General features: G+C 63.0%; 18 protein-coding genes. 10 read left to right on the top strand and 8 right to left on the bottom strand.

Annotated elements, in window-relative coordinates:
* Positions 1–389: 389 nt before the first annotated feature.
* The 5 genes from dapA to A3AI_RS0125285 form a co-directional block, all read right to left on the bottom strand.
* Entirely contained in the window at positions 390–1310 is a 921-nt protein-coding gene (dapA, locus tag A3AI_RS0125310) for a 4-hydroxy-tetrahydrodipicolinate synthase (RefSeq protein WP_024518275.1), read from the bottom strand.
* A 6-nt stretch (positions 1311–1316) separates the two neighbouring features.
* Positions 1317–1760: a hypothetical protein gene (locus A3AI_RS0125305; protein ID WP_024518274.1), complete on the bottom strand. Its 444-nt coding sequence runs from the start codon at positions 1758–1760 to the stop codon at positions 1317–1319.
* 24 nt (positions 1761–1784) lie between these two features.
* Positions 1785–2039: a hypothetical protein gene (locus tag A3AI_RS0125300; protein WP_024518273.1), complete on the bottom strand. Its 255-nt coding sequence runs from the start codon at positions 2037–2039 to the stop codon at positions 1785–1787.
* A 222-nt stretch (positions 2040–2261) separates the two neighbouring features.
* Positions 2262–2537: a hypothetical protein gene (locus A3AI_RS0125290; RefSeq protein WP_024518272.1), complete on the bottom strand. Its 276-nt coding sequence runs from the start codon at positions 2535–2537 to the stop codon at positions 2262–2264.
* A gap of 30 nt (positions 2538–2567) precedes the next feature.
* Positions 2568–2996 carry a hypothetical protein gene (locus A3AI_RS0125285; RefSeq protein WP_051382493.1) on the bottom strand — a complete coding sequence of 143 codons (429 nt, stop codon included), beginning with the start codon at positions 2994–2996 and terminating at the stop codon, positions 2568–2570.
* A 298-nt stretch (positions 2997–3294) separates the two neighbouring features.
* Here A3AI_RS0125285 and A3AI_RS43415 point away from each other — a divergent pair, with 298 nt between their 5' ends.
* From A3AI_RS43415 to A3AI_RS0125245, 8 genes are all read left to right on the top strand, one after another.
* On the top strand, positions 3295–3519 hold the full coding sequence (locus A3AI_RS43415) for a hypothetical protein (protein ID WP_036049490.1): 225 nt from the start codon (positions 3295–3297) through the stop codon (positions 3517–3519).
* A gap of 11 nt (positions 3520–3530) precedes the next feature.
* Positions 3531–3620: a K(+)-transporting ATPase subunit F gene (locus A3AI_RS43410; RefSeq protein WP_036049487.1), complete on the top strand. Its 90-nt coding sequence runs from the start codon at positions 3531–3533 to the stop codon at positions 3618–3620.
* 46 nt (positions 3621–3666) lie between these two features.
* Positions 3667–5370 carry a potassium-transporting ATPase subunit KdpA gene (kdpA, locus tag A3AI_RS0125270; protein ID WP_024518270.1) on the top strand — a complete coding sequence of 568 codons (1704 nt, stop codon included), beginning with the start codon at positions 3667–3669 and terminating at the stop codon, positions 5368–5370.
* 23 nt (positions 5371–5393) lie between these two features.
* On the top strand, positions 5394–7508 hold the full coding sequence (kdpB, locus tag A3AI_RS0125265; RefSeq protein WP_024518269.1) for a potassium-transporting ATPase subunit KdpB: 2115 nt from the start codon (positions 5394–5396) through the stop codon (positions 7506–7508).
* An 11-nt stretch (positions 7509–7519) separates the two neighbouring features.
* Complete coding sequence (locus tag A3AI_RS0125260) at positions 7520–8125, top strand: K(+)-transporting ATPase subunit C (protein WP_024518268.1); 606 nt, start codon at positions 7520–7522, stop codon at positions 8123–8125.
* Positions 8126–8167: 42 nt separating this feature from the next.
* Positions 8168–10891 (top strand): DUF4118 domain-containing protein, encoded by a 2724-nt coding sequence (locus tag A3AI_RS0125255; RefSeq protein WP_024518267.1) that lies wholly within the window; start codon positions 8168–8170, stop codon positions 10889–10891.
* Positions 10888–11577 (top strand): response regulator transcription factor, encoded by a 690-nt coding sequence (locus A3AI_RS0125250; protein ID WP_024518266.1) that lies wholly within the window; start codon positions 10888–10890, stop codon positions 11575–11577. Before A3AI_RS0125255 ends, A3AI_RS0125250 begins: the two co-directional genes overlap by 4 nt.
* A 74-nt stretch (positions 11578–11651) precedes the next feature.
* The gene (locus tag A3AI_RS0125245; RefSeq protein WP_024518265.1) at positions 11652–11885 is read left to right on the top strand and encodes a DUF6496 domain-containing protein; all 234 of its coding nucleotides are present in this window, start codon (positions 11652–11654) and stop codon (positions 11883–11885) included.
* Positions 11886–11967: 82 nt separating this feature from the next.
* Here A3AI_RS0125245 and ku read toward each other — a convergent pair whose 3' ends face one another.
* A complete protein-coding gene (ku, locus tag A3AI_RS0125240) occupies positions 11968–12852 on the bottom strand; it encodes a non-homologous end joining protein Ku (RefSeq protein ID WP_024518264.1) in 885 nt (294 codons plus the stop codon).
* A gap of 138 nt (positions 12853–12990) precedes the next feature.
* Here ku and ligD point away from each other — a divergent pair, with 138 nt between their 5' ends.
* The gene (gene ligD, locus A3AI_RS0125235) at positions 12991–15621 is read left to right on the top strand and encodes a DNA ligase D (RefSeq protein ID WP_024518263.1); all 2631 of its coding nucleotides are present in this window, start codon (positions 12991–12993) and stop codon (positions 15619–15621) included.
* An 83-nt stretch (positions 15622–15704) separates the two neighbouring features.
* On the opposite strand, the gene A3AI_RS46395 is transcribed toward ligD, so the two are convergent.
* A complete protein-coding gene (locus A3AI_RS46395; RefSeq protein WP_084801020.1) occupies positions 15705–15869 on the bottom strand; it encodes a DUF3309 family protein in 165 nt (54 codons plus the stop codon).
* A 162-nt stretch (positions 15870–16031) separates the two neighbouring features.
* On the opposite strand from A3AI_RS46395, the gene A3AI_RS0125225 reads away from it, so the two are divergent.
* Positions 16032–16343 carry a polyhydroxyalkanoic acid system family protein gene (locus A3AI_RS0125225; protein WP_024518262.1) on the top strand — a complete coding sequence of 104 codons (312 nt, stop codon included), beginning with the start codon at positions 16032–16034 and terminating at the stop codon, positions 16341–16343.
* Between the two features lie 179 nt (positions 16344–16522).
* On the opposite strand, the gene treY is transcribed toward A3AI_RS0125225, so the two are convergent.
* The gene (treY, locus tag A3AI_RS0125220) at positions 16523–19315 is read right to left on the bottom strand and encodes a malto-oligosyltrehalose synthase (RefSeq protein WP_024518261.1); all 2793 of its coding nucleotides are present in this window, start codon (positions 19313–19315) and stop codon (positions 16523–16525) included.
* Between the last annotated feature and the right edge of the window lies 1 nt (position 19316).

Raw genomic sequence — 19316 nt, 5'->3', positions numbered from 1 at the left:
CTCGCCATGGTCATCAAGAGCAGGAATAGGGCCCGCTCACCCTGGTACTTGGCCTCGGCCCGGTTGCTCTCGGAGGCGCCCATAATGGTTTGCCCCGACGAATCCAGGATCCGCCACTCCCATCGCGTCCGACCGCGCTTTGTGAGAAATACTTCCAGCATCACTCATTGAGTATCATCTCGGACAGTTTGGTTTCCCAACGGGACATGAAATTTTTTCAATAAAAGCCGGGAATAAAGTCGCACTGGCTAAAGTCGAGAAGTCATATTTTTCAATAATTTAGCAAGCAAAGGTCGATCCGGCGCCGGTTATAAAACCGAAGCGGGAAAAGGAAAGCGCGACCGATCGAAACGAAGCCTCAAAACGCAAGTTAACGGCTCCGGTCGCGATCAGGCGTCGGCGGCGGCGGGCAGCTCCTCATCGTCCATGTCCGCCAGCGCGCTCGCAACCGCAGCCTTGGAGGGCTCGTCAAGCTCGACGAGCGGGAGGCGCATGGTGGGACGGATCACGCCGAGCAGGCTCAGTGCATATTTCAGCGCCGCCGGGCTCTCCTTGCCGAGGCAGGTCTGCAGTGCACCGAGCCGGCGCTGCAGGTAGCGGGCGGTCTGCATCCGTCCTTGCTTCAAGCTGGAATGAATGATGTGGCAGAGGTCGGGCGTGACATTGCAGACGGCCGAAATGCTGCCATCGCCGCCCGCGGCCACATAGGCGAGCGCGGTGGCATCGTCGCCGGACAGCAGACGGAAGCTGTCTGGCAACCGTCCTGAAAGGCGCAACGGGCGGGTGACGTCGCTCGTCCCATCGCGCAAGCCGATGAACTGCCGGCGCTCGGCGAGCCGCAGCAGCGTGTCGTCAGCAAGCTCGCGAACCGTACGCGAGGGTACGTCGTGCAGGATGATGGGCAGCCCGGTCGAAAGCGCGATCGCCTGAAAATGCGCGGCGATGCCCTCCTGCATCGGCTTGTTGTAATAGGGCACGACCGACATCACCGCATCGGCGCCTGCTGCTTCAGCTCGCCGAGCGAGCTCAATCGCCTGGCCGGTCGAATTCGAGCCGGCGCCGGCGATCACATGGACGCGCCCATCGGAGACCGCGACGGCAGTGCGAATCAGACGCTCGTCCTCTGCCGCCGACAAGGTCGAAGCCTCGCCTGCGGTCTCGCCCACGACCAGCGCCGGCGCGCCCGCCGCGATCTGGCGCGCACAAAGCCGCGCGAAGGCCTCGTCATCGATCTCGCCGTCCTCGTCGAACGGCGTGGGAAGATCTGGAATGCAGCCCGCAAGCGAGGCATACAGCTTCGAGGATATCATGATCGTTCACGCGGCAGCGGCCATCTGCGCGTATCCCTGTCGGGAGGCGGAGAGCACAAGGCCGCGGTGACAGCGCACGCCGGCCTCGATGCGAAAGCCGAGCTGCTGCAGGCGCTCCCGCACCTTCATGCAGAACTGGCCGTCACTGGCCTCGACCAGGATCGCGACGGCCGCATTGGCGGCGAGGAATGCGGAGGCTTGGCCAAGTGCCGCGAGCGTGTCCCGCGCCGCGATCAGGCCGACCGAATAATGGCGCCGGGCTGTGCGAGACGTGGTGGAGGTGGTGACGCGAACGAACCCGCGTCGCCGCAGCGAGAGATAGAACTCCATGCTTTCGCTGCCCGCAATGATGGCGCCGTCCAGCCGCGATAGCCGTGTCAGCGCGATCATGGTGTCAACGACCTGCTCCAGGTCCGATTTGAGGTCCGGTGCACGGCAGAGCTCCACCATTTGCATCCTCCTGAATTTGACTTGTCAGACCATCTGGCTTGCGGGGCCGATCAGGCTGCCCGGGATATCGAGCTCGACTTCGCGCGACAGCTCGACGATGGTTTCGGGGTGGTGGCCATTTTCGAACAGCGCATATTTGAGGGCTTGCGCTCGGTTGACGAAGAGGCCGCCGAAGAGGCCGTTCTGTTCGCGGGCAACCCAATTGCCCCTGCGGTTGCGGCCAATGAAGACGACGGTGGACAGAGTGGGACTACACGAGGGAGGTTCGGCAAGCTTCACGTTAGTTTCCTTCCAGAGATCGCAGCATCCTTGTTCGGATCGTCCGCCATTTCCTCGCTGCCTTCACGCATCGCGGAAAGTTCGCGGGTGGTACTCGCAAGGAGCATGCTTGACTTCACGCATCGAATATCAGCGCGGCCGGATATGAAATCGAGGGCGGGGGAGAGCCGATCTCATAAGAGCGGCATATGATAAGATAAGAGCGGCATAAGACAGCCGAAGTTACGCCGCGGCGCGGCTCAGGCTTTCGACCAGGCAACACAGGGCAATAGAAGCCGCGGCCTCGTCCCAATGATTGAGGGCGTTGGCAAGCGGCAACTCGCGTCTGAGCGCTGCAATGCCTGCGCTCAGGAGCGTGGACATCCACAGCAGCATGGCAAGGCCTGGTGCGAACCCGATGCCGGCGACTGCGGCGAAAACGACGATCACGATCATTCGAACAAGGAAGCGGGCGATCACCTCGCCGGACGTGAGCGCGTGCGACGGATGCGTGCGCATGGAAGACTCCGCGTAAGCAAGATGATCTGCTTAAGCGAAATTATCGCAGCAGAGATTTATATGAGGCGCGCTCTCCCGCGGCGTAGCGGGTACGCTTGGCCACCTTGGGGAAGCGGCGATCCGTTGAGCTTCGAGGAAAGCCTGCAACAAGGCCCGCGGCAGATCCGGATGGCTACCCTCGACCGCCTGATCCAGCCAGTCCGGCAGTTCGCGCCGGCGCGACAGCGCGCAGTACCATTCGCCTGCGTCATAAGCGAGCCGGCGCAATTGCCATTGCGGAAGCTCCAGATCGATCAGCGCCAGCGCGACTTCGATCCAGGCTTCCTCCGCAATCAGCCGCTCCATGCGCGCGACCGCGCTCGTTCGCCCTGGGTGCGAATGGCGGCGGCAAATGGTGTCGATTACGCTGTGAACGAGCGACGCAGTGACAGCGGGCGAATCGGGGAGCCGATCCGTCATCTCATGATCATGTTGCAAGACCAGCCGCATGGCGTCATCTCATCTTCACAAGTCCGCGACCCATTCCCCGCGGCCGAAGATGATGCGAACGGCATTTAAAATCGAGATGGAGCCCGCAGGCGAGAAATAAGGACGGCATAAATCCTTGCGAAATCAGCCGTTGCCGCCCGAGCAGGCTTAACGACGGCGGCTGCGCGAGTGACAAGAGTGGCAAGGAGGGTCGGCACGGCGGAAAGCGGCGGCGGCCGACCTTTATAGGAATCCTATAACATTGCCGTTACCCCAGGCTCGAAAACATATGGGCACAGTGGCACTTGATGCGCAGCAATACGGCTCAGGGCGTGGGATTGCGCGTAAACGCGTGGTTGATTCAATGCAATCTGCTCTCCCGCGCCCGGCCAGGAATTGCGCCCGCAAACAAGCAACGAAAGAGCGCGCCATGATGGACGTCCTGATGTTGGCCCTTGCGCTGTTATTGTTCGCCGCCGCCATTGGCTACACCTACGCCTGCGAGCGGCTGTAACGGAGCGTGCCATGCTATTCGACTATTCGCTCGCCGGCCTCGTCTCGTTAGGCCTGTTGATCTACCTGACCTACGCCTTGCTGCGACCGGAACGGTTTTAAGACCGCGTTCTGGCGTGCTTCGCGTATATTCTGAAGGCTCACTCCCATGACCGCCATCGGCTGGTTTCAAATCCTCCTCTATTGCGTCGTTGTCGTTGCGCTGGTCCAGCCGCTTGGCTGGTACATGACGCGCGTCTTCAGCGGCGAGCGCACCTTCCTCTCACCGGTGCTGCGTCCGGTCGAGGCCGCAATCTACTGGATCGGCGGGGTCGACGAGAGGCGTGAACAGCATTGGCTGACTTATACAGTCGCCATGCTGCTGTTCCATGTCGGGGGCTTCCTGATCATTTACGGGTTGATGCGCCTGCAGGCTGCTTTGCCGTTCAATCCTGCCGGACAGTCGGCCGTGGCCGAGGATCTCTCCTTCAATACGGCGATCAGCTTCCTCACCAATACCAACTGGCAGAACTATGGCGGCGAGAGCACGCTCTCCTATCTCGTGCAGATGCTGGGGCTTACCCACCAGAACTTCCTTTCGGCGGCGACCGGCGTGGCGCTGGCGCTGGCGCTGATCCGCGGCTTTTCGCGCGCCTCAGTGCGCACGGTCGGCAATTTCTGGGTCGATGTGACGCGCTGCACGCTCTATGTGCTGCTGCCGATCTGCGTCGTATATTCGCTGTTCTTGGTCTGGCAGGGCATGCCGCAGACTCTCGGCGGTTATGTCGATGCGACTACGCTCGAAGGTGCCAAGCAGACCATTGCGCTCGGTCCGGTCGCCTCCCAGGTTGCGATCAAGATGCTGGGGACCAATGGCGGCGGCTTCTTCAATGCCAATGCCGCGCATCCCTTCGAGAATCCCACCGCGCTGTCGAACTTCGTGCAGATGGTCTCGATTTTCGCGATCGGCGCCGCGCTGACCAACGTGTTCGGCCGGATGGTCGGCAACCAGCGTCAAGGCTGGGCGATTCTCGCCGTGATGGGCGTGCTGTTCATCGCGGGCGTCGCCGTGACCTATTGGGCCGAGGCCAACGGCACTACGATGATGCAGGCTCTCAGCCTGACCGGCGGCAACATGGAAGGCAAGGAAGTTCGCTTCGGCATCCCGGCCTCATCGCTGTTCGCAGTGATAACAACCGCTGCGTCCTGTGGTGCGGTCAACGCGATGCATGACAGCTTCACCGCGCTCGGCGGCATGATCCCGCTGATCAATATGCAGCTCGGCGAGGTCATTGTCGGCGGCGTCGGCGCCGGTCTTTACGGCATGCTGCTGTTCGTGATCCTCTCGATCTTCGTGGCCGGTCTGATGGTCGGCCGTACGCCGGAATATGTCGGCAAGAAGATCGAAGCACGCGAAGTCAAGATGGCGATGCTTGCGATCCTGGTATTGCCGCTGATGTATCTCGGCTGGACAGCGGTCGCGGTGGTGTTTCCGCCGGCCGTGGCTTCGATGGCCAATGCCGGACCGCATGGCTTCACCGAGGTGCTCTACGCCTATACGTCGTCGACCGGCAATAACGGCTCGGCTTTCGCAGGCCTCACCGGCAACACCTTCTTCTACAACCTGACGCTGGCCAGCGCGATGTTCGTCGGACGCTTCTTCATGATCGTTCCGGCGATGGCGATTGCCGGTTCGCTGGCCGGCAAGAAATCGATCCCGCCGTCGGCCGGCACCTTCCCCACAACAGGCGGTCTGTTTGTCGGCCTTGTCGTCGGCGTGATCCTGATCATCGGCGGTTTGACCTTCTTCCCGGCACTCGCGCTCGGGCCGATCGTCGAGCAGCTCGCGATGACGGCCGGCACGCTGTTCTGAGCAATCGTTTCGGAGTGACCTCCATGGAAACCGTAAAGACACAAAAACGCAATCCGGCTGCGACGATGCTGGACCCGAAGATCGTGATGCCCGCGATCAGGGCGTCGTTCACCAAGCTTGATCCGCGCCTGATGATGAAGAACCCGGTGATGTTCGTGGTCGAGATCGTGGCCGCGCTCACGACCGTGATCTTTCTGCGCGATCTCTTGACCGGCGGCGCCGCTCTCGGCTTCACCTTCCAGATCATTCTCTGGCTGTGGTTCACCGTGATGTTCGCCAATTTCGCCGAAGCGGTCGCCGAAGGCCGCGGCAAGGCGCAGGCGGATTCGCTGCGTAAAACGCGCACCGAGAGCCAGGCCAAGCTGCTGTCGGGTTCGGACGGCACCTATCGGATGGTGCCCGGCACCAGCCTGAAGGTCGGGGACATCGTGCTGGTCGAGGCCGGGGACATCATTCCGTCCGACGGCGAGATCATCGAGGGCGTCGCATCCGTCAACGAAGCGGCGATCACCGGCGAATCCGCGCCCGTGATCCGCGAATCCGGTGGTGACCGCTCGGCCGTGACCGGCGGCACGCAGGTGCTGTCGGACTGGATCCGCGTCCGCATCACCGCGGCCCAGGGCTCGACCTTCATCGATCGCATGATCAGGCTGGTCGAAGGCGCCGAGCGGCAGAAGACGCCGAACGAGATTGCGCTCAACATCCTGCTTGCGGGCCTGACGATCATCTTCGTGTTCGCGACCGTCACGATCCCGAGCTACGCTACCTATGCCGGCGGGCAGATTTCCGTCGTCATCCTGGTCGCGCTGTTCGTGACATTGATTCCGACCACCATCGGCGCGCTCCTGTCGGCGATCGGCATCGCCGGCATGGACCGCCTGGTGCGCTTCAACGTGCTTGCGATGTCGGGCCGGGCGGTCGAAGCCGCCGGCGACGTTGATACGCTGTTGTTGGACAAGACCGGCACCATCACGCTGGGCAACCGCCAGGCCACGGCCTTCCGTCCGGTTCGTGGCGTGACTGAGCGGGAGCTCGCGGACGCCGCGCAGCTGGCTTCGCTTGCCGACGAAACGCCCGAGGGGCGCTCGATCGTCGTGCTCGCCAAGGACAAATATGGCATCCGTGGCCGCGACATGGCCGAGTTGGGGGCGACCTTCATTCCCTTTACGGCGCAAACCCGCATGAGCGGCGTCGATGCCAGCGGCTCCTCGGTCCGCAAGGGCGCGGTCGATGCCATCCTGAACTATGTCGAAGGCGGTACGATGCAGACGCTGGCATCCGGCAACACGGTGCGATCGATCCAGACCGGGCCGGTCTCGGATATCACGCGCGAGCTTCACGCCATTGCGGACGAGATCGCGAAATCCGGCGGAACGCCGCTCGCGGTGGCCAAGGACGGCCGTCTGCTCGGCGTCATTCAGCTCAAGGACATCGTCAAAGGCGGCATCCGCGAGCGTTTTGCCGAGCTGCGGCGGATGGGCATCCGCACCATCATGATCACCGGCGACAACCCGATGACGGCTGCCGCCATCGCGGCCGAGGCCGGCGTGGACGATTTCCTGGCGCAGGCGACGCCCGAGGACAAGCTCAAGCTGATCCGCGACGAGCAGGCCAAGGGCAAGCTGGTTGCCATGTGCGGCGACGGCACCAACGACGCTCCGGCGCTGGCGCAGGCTGACGTTGGCGTGGCCATGAACACGGGCACGCAGGCCGCGCGCGAGGCCGGCAACATGGTCGACCTCGACTCCAACCCGACCAAGCTGATCGAGGTGGTGGAAATCGGCAAGCAGCTGCTGATGACCCGCGGCGCGCTGACGACCTTCTCGATTGCCAACGACGTCGCGAAGTATTTCGCCATCATCCCGGCGATGTTCCTCGCCTTCTACCCGCAGCTCAACGTGCTCAACATCATGCATCTGGCGAGCCCGCAGAGCGCGATCCTGTCGGCGATCATCTTCAACGCGCTGATCATCATCGCGCTGATTCCGCTCGCGCTCAAAGGAGTGGCCTATCGCGCGGTCGGCGCCGGTGCTCTGCTTCGCCGTAACCTTTTGATCTACGGCGTGGGCGGCATCATCATTCCCTTTATCGGCATCAAGGTCATCGACCTCGCAGTCGCAGCCTTGCATCTGGCCTGAGGAGAACAACCATGCTTCGCGAAATTCGTCCCGCCATCCTGGTGCTGCTGGCGCTTACCCTGATCACGGGTGTCGCTTATCCCCTCGCCATGACCGGTGTCGCCGGCGCGATCTTTCCGAAACAGGCGCAGGGCAGCCTGATCGAGAGGGATGGCAAGGTGATCGGGTCGGCCCTGATCGGCCAGGAGTTCAAGAGCGACAAATATTTCCACGGCCGGCTGTCGGCGACCCTGGCGCCGGATCCGGCCGACTCCTCCAAGACGGTGGCGGCGCCGTATAACGCGGCCAATTCCAGCGGCTCCAACCTCGGCCCGACCAGCAAGGCGCTCGCCGATCGGCTCAAGGAGGACGTGAAAAAGTTGAAGGCGGAGAACCCGTCCAGCCCGGTCCCGGTCGATCTTGTCACCACCTCAGCCAGTGGCCTCGACCCCGACATTTCGCCTGACGCTGCGCTCTTCCAGGTGCCGCGGGTCGCGAAAGCGCGGAATATGCCGGAGGCGCGCGTCCGCGACCTCGTGGCCGAGAACACGCAAGGCCGCTTGCTTGGCCTGTTGGGCGAGCCGCGTGTCAATGTCCTTTCTCTTAACCTTGCGCTCGATGCGGCCGCGCCGCAATGAAGCGAGCTATGACAGCGCGGTTCCGCGCATTATAATCGAGGTATGGTCCAGCAACGCCGCGATCCCGAACAGCGTCCCTTGCCGGAAGCCTTGCTGGAGGCAGCAAAGCGCGAGCATGGCGGCGTTGGCCGGCTGAAGATCTTCGTCGGCGCGGCTCCCGGCGTCGGCAAGACCTACGAAATGCTGCTGAGCGCGCATGCCAGGTTGAAAGGCGGCGCCGACATCGTGGTCGGTTTTGTCGAGACCCATGGCCGGGCTGAGACCGAGGCGCTGCTGCGCGGGCTTGAGATCATCCCGCGCAAGCGGCTCGAATACCGCGGCCAGATCGTTGAGGAGATGGATCTCGACGCGGTGATCGCCCGCCATCCGCAGATCGCCATTGTCGACGAGCTTGCCCACACCAACGCGCCGGGCTGCCGCCATCCCAAGCGCTATCTTGACGTCGAGGAGCTGCTCTCGCGTGGCATCGACGTCTATACCGCGGTCAACATCCAGCACATCGAAAGCCTCAACGACGTTATCGCGCAGATTACCCATGTGCGGGTGCGGGAGACGGTGCCGGACTCGGTGTTCGACCGGGCCGATGCGATCGAGCTGATCGACCTGACGCCCGATGACCTGATCCAGCGCCTGAAGGAGGGCAAGGTCTATGTCCCCAAACAGGCCGAGCGCGCGCTGGAGCATTATTTCTCGCCAGGCAACCTGACCGCGCTGCGCGAGCTCGCACTGCGCCGGACCGCCGAGCGTGTCGACGAGCAGCTGCTCACCCATATGCAGGCCAACGCCATCGCCGGCCCCTGGGCGGCGGGCGAACGCATCCTGGTCTGCGTCAGCGAAGACCCGCGCGCCGCGGGCCTGGTGCGTCAAGCCAAGCGGCTTGCCGATCGCGTGCATGCGCCCTGGACCGCGATCAGCATCGAGACAAGGCGCAGCCTGCAGCTCACTGACGAGCAGCGCGATCGTCTTGCGGACACCTTGAGGCTTGCGGAAGCGCTGGGCGGCGAGGCGCTCACCATTCCCAGCGTCGAGCGCCGCATCGCGGACGATATCATCAAATTCGCACAGGCCAATAACGTTACCCAAATCATCATCGGCAAGTCGACCCGCTCCCGCGTGTTCGAACTCATGCACGGATCGGTGGTGCATGATCTGGTGCGCCGTTCGGGCAACATCACGGTCAATGTCATTGCCGGCGAGGAGCTGCCGCCGGCTCCCGTCACGAAGAATGGGGTGCAGACGGCCTTGCGTCCCGAGCCGTTCAATCCGCGGCCCTATCTGCTGGCACTGCTGATCACGGCACTCGGGCTTGGCGGAGCCGAGCTGATCCAGCCGTGGTTCGGCATCGAGAATGTCGACCTGGTGTTGTTGACTGCGGTCGTGGCGGTCGCTGTTCGGTACGGACTGTGGCCGTCATTGCTCGCGACCGTCGCGGCCTCGCTCGTTTACAATTTCTTCTTCCTGCCGCCGATCTACACCTTGACCATCACAGACCCCACCAATATCGCGGCCTTCTTCCTCTTCATGGTGGTCGCAATCCTGGTTTCCAATGTCGCAGCGCGCGTTCGCACGCAGGCCGATACGGCCGTCGGCCGCATCAGGTCGACCGAACAGCTTTACGCGTTCAGTCGCAAGCTTGCGGGCACGGCGACACTCGACGACGTGTTGTGGGCCACCGCCTATCAGACCGCGCTGATGCTGAAAGTGCGTGTCGTCCTGCTGTTGCCCGAGGATGGCGTGCTGACGGTGAAAGCCGGCTATCCGCCGGAAGACCAGCTCGACCAGGCCGACCTCGCGGCCGCCAACTGGGCCTGGAGCAATGATCGCGTCGCGGGGCGCGGCTCGGACACATTGCCGGGCGCCAAACGCTTGTTCCAGCCCATGCGCACCGGCCGCGGCTCGATCGGCGTGATCGGCATCGACGACGACCGCACCGGCCCCCTGCTGACGCCGGACCAGCGCCGCCTGCTCGACGCGCTGGTGGACCAGGGCGCGTTGGCCATCGAGCGAGTGTTACTGGTCGAGGACATGGACAGCGTCAAGCGCAGCATCGAGTCGGAACGGCTGCGCTCGGCGCTCCTGACATCGATCTCGCACGATCTGAAGACGCCGCTCGCCTCCGTGCTCGGCGCCGCCTCCACCATGCGCGATCTCGAGACCGGTCTGTCGGATCAGCAGAAGCGCGATCTGCTGGCTACCGTGATAGATGAATCCGAACGGCTCAACCGCTTCATCGCCAATCTCTTGGACATGACCAAGCTGGAGTCCGGCGCCGTTGTGCCCAACACCGCGCCACACGACGTCGGCGAGATCATCGGCAGCGCTCTGCGGCGCGGCAGCAAGATTCTCGCACGTCACAAGGTGTGGCTCGAGCTGGCTGCAGATATGCCGATGCTTGAGCTGGACGCGGTGCTGTTCGAGCAGGTGCTGTTCAATCTGCTGGACAACGCGGCCAAATATTCGCCGCCCGACACAACGATCTCGATCAGGAGCCAGCGGGACAGGGATTCGGTGTCGCTGCACATCGCCGATGAGGGCGATGGTATTCCGCCCGGCGAACTGGAAAGCATTTTTGACAAGTTCTACCGGGTGCAGAAGACGGACCATGTCCGTCCAGGCACCGGCCTCGGGCTTGCAATCTCGCGCGGCTTCATCGAGGCCATGCATGGCCGGATCTTCGCCGCCAACCGCACCGATCGTCGCGGTGCCATCCTCACCATCCGCCTGCCGATCCCGGCAGACGCCAAAACATTGGATACTGCAGCATGAGTGCGCCGCCGATCAAGGTGCTCGTCGTCGACGACGAGCCGCCGATCCGCAAATTGTTGCGGATGGGGTTGACCACGCAAGGATACGAAATCCTGGAAGCCCCCAATGGCAAGATGGCGCTGGAGCTGTTGTCCGAGCATCCCGCGCTGGTCATTCTCGATCTCGGCCTGCCGGATATTCAGGGACACGAGTTGCTCCGGACGATCCGCGCCCGCGACGACAGCGTGCCGATTGTGGTGTTGTCGAGCCGTGGCGACGAGGCCGGCAAGGTGCAGGCACTCGACCTCGGCGCCGATGACTATGTCACAAAGCCATTCGGCATGGACGAGCTGCTGGCCCGGCTGCGCGCGGCGCTGCGGCATCAATTGCAGGTCCATGGCGAGCGCCCTGTGTTTCGCACCGGCGAACTCTCGGTCGACCTGGTGCGCCGTATCGTCAGGGTCGGGGAACGCGAGGTCAAACTGTCGCCGAAAGAATATGAGCTGCTGCGCGTGCTGGTGCAGCACGCCGGCAAGGTGCTGACCCATCGCTTCCTCCTGAAGGAGCTGTGGGACGAACTGACTGACGCGCAATATCTGCGCGTCTATGTGCGCCAGCTGCGCCAGAAGATCGAGGCCGATCCGGAGCGGCCGCAATTCGTGCTGACCGAGACCGGCATTGGCTATCGCCTGCGTGCGCCGGATTAGCAGCGTGTAAGGTTGCAAGTCTGGAACCATCGCGTAATGCGATGAATTATCTTCCCATTGCCGGGAGGATAACCATGGCACGCAAGTATTCGAGGAAGGCATCGGCCAAGGTCGGCCGCGCCATGAAGAAGCGCAAGGCCGGAACGTTGAAGAGCGGACGTTCGGGACGCAAGGTCAAGAGCCGCAAACAGGCGATCGCGATCGGGCTGTCGGAAGCGCGCCGTGAGGGCAAGAAGGTGCCGTCGCGGAAGTCGGCGAAGAAGTCGAAGAAGCGCAAGGCCGCGAAGAAGCGGAAGTCGAAGAGATAGCAACTGTCTCCTCGTCGTGCCCGGGCTTGATCCGGACATCCACGTCTTTTCGCGGGCGAGGAAGCACGATCCAGAAATGCGATCAGCTCGCTTTCCGGCGTCTTGCCAATGACCGGTTTGCTTTCTTCGTCGAACGGCGATGCGACATCCGCCGCCGCGCGGGCGCATGTGTCGCGCGGTTCGGTGACCCGCGGCTTTTCAGACTTTGCTTCAGAGCATCCATCAGACTGACGACATTGCTCGGCCGTTCCTCCATCTTCTCGACTTTGATCGGCTTGCCGGCGGCCTTGCGTTTGACAAGCGCCTTCAGAGCATTCTCGTAAGTATCCTTGAAGGTCGATGGATCGAAGTGAGCGGCCTTGCTGTTTAGGATGTGTCGTGCCAGCTCGATCATATCCTTGGTGACTTTCGGAGACTTGATGTTATCGAAGTAGTCCTCGTGCTCGCGCAGCTCGTAGGGGTAGCGCAGCGTGGTGGCGAGGAGGCCTTTGCCGAGAGGTTCGATCGCGACCACGTGCTCGCGGTTGGTCAGCACGATGCGTGCGAGCGCAACCCTGTCCTGATCTTTCATAGCATCGCGAATGACTGCGAACGCATCGAGGCCGACCTTGCCGTCCGGTGCGATGTAATAGGGGTGGTCGAGATAGCGTTCGTCGATCTCGTCTTTCGGGACGAAGCTGTCGATGTCGATCGTGTGAGTGCTTTCGATCTGGATGGCGTCCAGCTCGTCCTTTTCGATTTCGACATATTTGCCCTTGGCTACCTCGTAGCCGCGCGTCTTCTGCCCGTCCTCGACGATCTCGTCGGTTTCGGAATCGACCATCTGCTGCCGTAGCCGGTTGCCGGTCTTCCTGTTGATCATGTGAAAGCGGATTTTGTCGACCGTGGTCGTCGCCGGATACAGCGCGACCGGGCAGCTCACCAGTGACAGCTTAAGCGATCCCTTCCAGTAGGCGCGAGGAGCCATTGCGATCTCCGGACTAAGAACTTTGAAGGGTTTTCAGCGACTTGTCGGAACCCCAACGGGTGTTGCGGGTTTTGGTTCCGAGAGGGGACTGGTGCGTGATAGAGTTCGCGTCGACGCGAAAGAGAAAGATCGATCGTGCTGCTCAGGGACCTCTCGACCTACCGGAAGAAGCGGGATTTTGCCAAGACCGCCGAGCCTTCGGGCGAGGCGAAGGTCGCGCCGGCGCAGCGGCGGCGCTTCGTGATCCAGAAACATGCGGCGACACGGTTGCACTACGATCTGCGGCTGGAGTTCGACGGCGTCTTCAAGTCCTGGGCGGTGACGCGCGGGCCCTCGCTCGATCCGCATGACAAGCGGCTGGCGGTCGAGGTCGAGGACCATCCGCTCGACTATGGCGACTTCGAAGGCACCATCCCGAAGGGCGAATATGGCGGCGGCACCGTCATGGTCTGGGACCGCGGCTATTGGGAGGGCGCCGATCCCGAACGCGGCTTCAAGAAGGGCGATCTCAAGTTCACCCTCGACGGAGCGAAGCTGCATGGCAGCTGGGTCCTGGTGCGCATGCGCCACGATCGCACCGAGGGCAAGCGCACCAACTGGCTCCTGATCAAGCACCGCGACGAATACGCGCGGGAGGGCGACGAGAACACGATCCTGGACGAGGACCGCTCGGCCGCGTCCGGCCGCGCCATGGATGAGATCGCGCAAGGCAAGGGCCGCGCGCCAAAGCCGTTCATGCTCGCGAAGAACGGACGCGCCAAGAAAGACGCGGTCTGGCATTCCAATCGCGGCGAAGCGGCCGACGCGCGCGCCAAGTCGAAGTCGACGAAGGCGCCCGCGAAAGCGAGGAAGATCTCGGAGATGCCCGACTTCGTCCCGCCGCAGCTCTGTGCCTCGGTCGACACGCCGCCTGGCGGCGAGGGCTGGGTCCATGAAATCAAGTTCGACGGTTACCGGATGCAGCTCCGCGTCGGGGATGGCGGCGTTACCTTGAAGACGCGCAAGGGGCTGGACTGGACGGAGAAATTCGCCGCGATTGCCAAGGAGGCCAGCACGCTGCCTGATGCCCTGATCGACGGCGAGATCGTGGCGATGGACGCCGAAGGCGTGCCGGACTTTTCCACGCTGCAGGCCGCGATCGCCGACGGCAAGACCGACAAGCTTGTCTTCTTCGCCTTCGATCTGTTGTTCGCGCAAGGTCTCGATCTGCGCCGGCTGCCGCTCTCCGAGCGCAAGGCTCAGCTGAAGCAGCTGTTGGAAGCGCGGCCAAAAGGCAAGTCGAAATGCATCCGCTATGTCGAGCATTTTGACGCCGATGGCGAGTCGGTGATGGAGTCGGCGAAAAAGCTTGCAATGGAGGGGATCGTCTCCAAGAGGCTTGCAGCAACCTATCATTCGGGACGTTCGGAGAGCTGGACCAAGACCAAGGCGCGGCCGGGCCACGAGGTCGTCATTGGCGGCTATAAGACCACCAACGGCAAATTCCGGTCTTTGCTTGCCGGCGTCTACCGCGACGACCACCTGGCCTATGTCGGGATCGTCGGCACCGGCTTTGGTCAGGACACGGTAAAGCGTATCATGCCGGCGCTGAAGGCTGCCGCATCCGACGACAATCCCTTCGGTGGCAAGAACGCGCCGCGCAAGACGCGCGACGTGCATTGGTTGAGGCCCGAGCTGGTCGCCGAGATCGAATTTGCGGGCTGGACCGGTGACAAGAACATCAGGCAGGCCGCTTTCAAGGGCCTGCGCCGGGACAAGCCGGCACGCGAAGTGAAGGCGGAAGAGCCTGTCATGACCAACGTTGCCAAGCCCGTCGCGCGTACGGGCGCAAAGGTACGAACAGCTGCGACACAAGCGAAATCATCGGAGGTCATGGGCGTCGTCATCTCAAAGCCGGACAAGGAGCTGTGGCCTGATGGCGGCGACGGCAAGCCAGTGACGAAGCTCGACCTTGCGCATTATTTCGAGGCGGTCGGCGAATGGCTGATGCCCCATATCAAGGGGCGCCCTTGCTCGATCATCCGTGCGCCCGACGGCATCCAAGGCGAGCAGTTCTTCCAGCGCCATGCCATGCAGGGCACGACGAAAAACCTGGAACTCGCAAAGGTCTCCGGTGATCGGAAACCCTATCTGCAGATCGACCGGATCGAGGGACTCGCGGCAACGGCCCAGATCGGCGGGCTCGAGCTGCACCCCTGGAATTGCGCGCCTTACGCCTATGACACGCCGGGCCGGCTGGTGTTCGATCTCGATCCCGCACCCGACGTCGATTTTGCGGATGTGGTTGCCGCCGCCAAGGAGATGCGCGAGCGCCTCGCCGATGTCGGCATGGAGAGCTTTTGCAAGACCACCGGCGGCAAGGGCCTGCATGTCGTGGTGCCGCTGCTTTACGGCGCGAAAGACAAGGTCGGCTGGAAGGAAGCCAAGGCCTACGCACAGGCCGTCTGCCAATGGATGGCGAAGGATGCGCCCGACCGCTACCTCCTGAACATGTCGAAGCAGAAGCGCACGGGAAAGATCTTCCTCGATTATTTGCGCAACGATCGCCTGTCGACCGCGGTGGCGCCGCTCTCGCCGCGCGCCCGCGAAGGTGCGACCATCTCGATGCCGTTGACCTGGGCGCAGGTGAAGGGCGATCTCGATCCGAAGCGCTACACGATACGTTCGGTGCCGTCGCTGCTCGCGAAGAGCAGGGCCTGGCTGGGCTATGACGACGCGGCATCGTCGATCAAGGCGGCGATGAAGAGGTTGGTTGATAAGGCGGGATAGCAGTCTCTGGAATACTACATCGCCCGCTTTCGCGGGCGATGCGGCGGATCAGGCAAAAACAGCGTGCAGGGAAAGCTCGCGCCTCAAATCCTTCCGAGCAGAATCAGGATCAACAGGATCACGATCACAAGCCCGAGGCCACCGCCACCGTAATAGCCCGTGCCGTAGAACGGTCCACCGCCGATGCCGCTGAAGCCGCCGAGCAAGGCGATGATGAGAATGATCAGGATAATCGTTCCAATCGACATAAGATATCTCCTCCAGCCCTATCAAGGGTTCTCGTTTCGGGAGGAGAACGGGTGGGAAACTTGAAGGTTCCGCGGTTGCAACCAGAGAAATTCCGCTGCGGCATCTCTTATTTTCGGATCGCGCTGAACTAAATCAAGGTTGGATTTCTGGAGGGCTCATCGATGTCAGCGCCGCTTGTCGTGTCGATACCGCATAAGCTCGGCCGCGAGGAGGCCACGCGTCGGCTCAAGGGCGGATTGACACGCGCAGCCGCCAGTGTGCCGGTGTTGCAGGTTGATGAGGAGCGCTGGGAGGGCGATTGCATGCTGTTTCGCGTGCGCGCGCTGGGACAGCTTGCGAGCGGGCAGGTCGATGTTGGTGACGATCACGTGCGGGTCGAGGTGGTGCTGCCTTGGCTGCTGCAGCGTTTCGCAGCTGCAGCGCAGGCCGCCATCCGTAGTCGTGGTCAGTTGCTGCTGACCAAGAAGAGCTGACGCGCCGCGCTGCAGCAACGAAAGTCTGTGAGCAGCGGAGGCGCGCAGCAGCGCATAAGCTTGTCGTTAACGAAGTGATGCGGATACTTTGATTCGCGCGGGCAGAGGGAACCGACCCATGAGTCGGCACGACATCCGCCGGGCCGTCCGGCCGTTCGATCCCGGACGGCCTCTGCGTTTCAGCCGATGATGCGATGCCGCAGGCGCTTGCCCGCTGCCGCGGTTCGCGCTTTCAAGACCGCAACCGGCAGAGACGCAAACAGCGATGCGAGGGGAATTTCGCCCAAGGTCGCGTCTGGACCTTCAAGCGCCAATCCCTGCAGGTTGACGCTGCCTTCGAGCGTCTCCAGACGTGGCCAGACCCGGCCACCCTGAGTAAATGGCGCGAAGCTTCTCACCACGGCGACGATCGCGGCCTCGCGGCCATGGCACCTTGCGAAGGCGATCACGTGCTCACGGTGGGGACCGTTCACGTCGAGCGGCTGATAATCGCCTGTGGTGAACAGCCCGGCCCGTTCGCCCCGCAGTCTCAACAATTGCCGTGTCCAGGAGAATTTCAGCGCACCGCTTTGCCAGTCTTGTGCAAGCCGCGTCCAGTCGGGCGACTCAAGCGAAGCGAGCAGCCTGGCGCGGCCTGCGAAATCGACCGGGCGGCGGTTATCTGGATCGACAAACGACAGGTCCCAGAGCTCGGTACCTTCATAGAAATCAGGCACGCCCGGCAGCGTGGTCTTGAGCGTCACCTGGCTCAACGAGTTGAGCGCGCCCAGGAGCGCAAGCCGCCGGGCCAGGCTGTCCAACGCGCCAAGGAATTCGCTTGAGATCGCGGGATCGAGGATGCGATCGATGAAGGCGTGCAATCCCTCTTCATAGGCCGCATTCGGATTCAGCCAGCTCGTCTCGGCCTTGCTCTCGCGGGCCGCCTTCAGCGCATAGGCCTGGAAGCGCTCTATGAAGCTCGTGTTGCTTTCGCCGACTGGCCGGGCGCCGAGGAGGGCCTGGTACAGCATGTACTCCGCCGTCACCGAGGGCGCGCGCATCTCACCCGCCGTGACTAGATGCGGTGCGTTCAGGACTTTCCATCGCGCAACCACGGCTGCCCATTCGTCTGACATCTCGGACAGCGCCATCAGCCGCGCGCGCGCGTCCTCGCCGCGCTTGGTGTCGTGGGTTGCGGTGGCGGTCATGCCGTGCGGCCATTCCTTGGCACGCCGCGCCATCATTGCGTGAAAGGCCTCGATCGAAAGTCCGGTCGAGGCCGGATTGCCGCCGACCTCGTTCAGGGCGAGCAGGCGGTGGTAGCGGTAGAAGGCGGTGTCCTCCAGCGACTTCGCCATCACCGGCCCCGTGAACTGCTGCAGCTTGAGCGCAAAGCGCCTCACCCGCAGCGCGCTGTGAGGCGGCCGCCCTGGCTCGAGCAGGTCCATGGTGATGGTATCGCGGAGAAAGTCGAAAATGCCGTCGTCAGCCGCGAACCATTCGGCGCGCGCCCGTTCGATCGTCCTTGAGATCAGCTCACGGTCATGCACGCTCGGGCCGTGGGCCGCGAGATAGGTGCGGTAAACCGGGAAATGCAGGATGTAGAGCTCCAGCGCCTGGCGCAAGCTGTCGGCCGAATAGTCGCGGGTCGAGTAGTGACCGTCGGCGATGCGCGCGAGCAGCCGGCTCAGCACGGTGAACTCGCTGGTCAGCAGTGTCTCCAGCACGCGCCGCTTGGCGGCCAAGAGCACTGGATCAAACCGCGGCGGCGCGTTGCTGATCTGTCGCCAGATCTCATCGAGCCTTCCAAGTCCCTGTCGCTCGATCAGGACCTGCGTGATGGCGTTCAGCCATTCATAGCCGGTGGTGCCGTGCACGCCGGCAAATGCCGGAAGCTTCTCGTCCTCGCCCAGGATTTTCTCGATCACGAGATAGAATGCGCCGGCGTCCTTGCCCTGCGCAGTCCGGATCAGGCGGCGCAGCCGCTGGAAATATTGCGCGGGATCGCGCAGGCCGTCGATATGGTCGAGTCGCAGCCCCTGCAGCTTGCCTTCCGCAATCAGTCGCGCGACCAGCCGGTGCACGGAGTCGAACGTGCCGGCATCCTCGACCCGCAAGCCCGCCAGCGAATTCACGTCGAAAAAGCGGCGGTAGTTGATGTCGCTGGAGGCGAGCCGCCAATGGCCGAGCTTGTAATGCTGGCGTTCGAGCAAATGGTGCAGCGCCAGCGTCTGCGCCGGGCGGTCGGCGCCAGCGCGATAGGCGGCGAGGCCACGCGCGACGATGGCGGCGGCGCCGGGAATATCCCTCAACTCCGCCTTGAAGGCTGGCGCCTCCTTGCGATTGGGGTGCCGCAGGCCGGTATAGCGGGAGGCAAGCGAGATCAGGCGCGCGCCCGCGTCACTATCCTCGGCACCGGCCTCCTTGACCGCCACGCGCAACACCTCGCCATAGCGCTCGGGTGCGATCGGCAGGCGATGCTCGTAATACCAGCAGGAGAAGCTGCCTTCATTCGCGTCGTAGCGCAGCTCGATCTGGCCGCTTTCCAGCGCCTCGCCGTAGGAGACGCCGAGGATCGGCAGCAGCACGCCGCCACGGGCGCGATGCGGCAGCTGGTCCCAATCGATGTCGAAGGAGACTGCATGCGGTGACGCCTCGCCCCATTCCAGAACGTCAAGCCACCACGGATTGTCGTCGAAATGCACCCCGACATGATTGGGGACGAAATCGAGAATAAGGCCGATATCGTGTGCCTTGAGCGCCGCGTCCAGGCGCGTAAAGCCTTCCTCGCCGCCAAGCTCGGAATTTAGTTTGGTGTGGTCGGTGATGTCGTAGCCATGGGTCGAGCCGCGCCGCGCCTTCATGAAGGGCGAGGCGTAGAGATGGCTGATGCCGAGCGCCTTCAGATAGGGAACCACCTCGGCAGCGCGCTCGAAGCCGAAATCGGCGGTGAGCTGCAGCCGGTAGGTGGCGAGCGGAAGCGCGGGAGGCATC

The organism is Bradyrhizobium sp. Tv2a-2 (assembly GCF_000472425.1).
Taxonomy (GTDB): domain Bacteria; phylum Pseudomonadota; class Alphaproteobacteria; order Rhizobiales; family Xanthobacteraceae; genus Bradyrhizobium.
This window is presented reverse-complemented; position numbering and strand designations above follow the sequence as displayed.

Bases quoted from the DNA above. Each gene is read 5' to 3' on its own strand.
- dapA (WP_024518275.1), bottom strand. From the start codon at position 1,310: ATGATATCCTCGAAGCTGTATGCCTCGCTTGCGGGCTGCATTCCAGAT.
- A3AI_RS0125305 (WP_024518274.1), bottom strand. From the start codon at position 1,760: ATGGTGGAGCTCTGCCGTGCACCGGACCTCAAATCGGACCTGGAGCAG.
- A3AI_RS0125290 (WP_024518272.1), bottom strand. From the start codon at position 2,537: ATGCGCACGCATCCGTCGCACGCGCTCACGTCCGGCGAGGTGATCGCC.
- A3AI_RS0125285 (WP_051382493.1), bottom strand. From the start codon at position 2,996: ATGACGGATCGGCTCCCCGATTCGCCCGCTGTCACTGCGTCGCTCGTT.
- A3AI_RS43415 (WP_036049490.1), top strand. From the start codon at position 3,295: ATGGGCACAGTGGCACTTGATGCGCAGCAATACGGCTCAGGGCGTGGG.
- A3AI_RS43410 (WP_036049487.1), top strand. From the start codon at position 3,531: ATGCTATTCGACTATTCGCTCGCCGGCCTCGTCTCGTTAGGCCTGTTG.
- kdpA (WP_024518270.1), top strand. From the start codon at position 3,667: ATGACCGCCATCGGCTGGTTTCAAATCCTCCTCTATTGCGTCGTTGTC.
- kdpB (WP_024518269.1), top strand. From the start codon at position 5,394: ATGGAAACCGTAAAGACACAAAAACGCAATCCGGCTGCGACGATGCTG.
- A3AI_RS0125260 (WP_024518268.1), top strand. From the start codon at position 7,520: ATGCTTCGCGAAATTCGTCCCGCCATCCTGGTGCTGCTGGCGCTTACC.
- A3AI_RS0125255 (WP_024518267.1), top strand. From the start codon at position 8,168: ATGGTCCAGCAACGCCGCGATCCCGAACAGCGTCCCTTGCCGGAAGCC.
- A3AI_RS0125250 (WP_024518266.1), top strand. From the start codon at position 10,888: ATGAGTGCGCCGCCGATCAAGGTGCTCGTCGTCGACGACGAGCCGCCG.
- A3AI_RS0125245 (WP_024518265.1), top strand. From the start codon at position 11,652: ATGGCACGCAAGTATTCGAGGAAGGCATCGGCCAAGGTCGGCCGCGCC.
- ku (WP_024518264.1), bottom strand. From the start codon at position 12,852: ATGGCTCCTCGCGCCTACTGGAAGGGATCGCTTAAGCTGTCACTGGTG.
- A3AI_RS46395 (WP_084801020.1), bottom strand. From the start codon at position 15,869: ATGTCGATTGGAACGATTATCCTGATCATTCTCATCATCGCCTTGCTC.
- A3AI_RS0125225 (WP_024518262.1), top strand. From the start codon at position 16,032: ATGTCAGCGCCGCTTGTCGTGTCGATACCGCATAAGCTCGGCCGCGAG.
- treY (WP_024518261.1), bottom strand. From the start codon at position 19,315: ATGCCTCCCGCGCTTCCGCTCGCCACCTACCGGCTGCAGCTCACCGCC.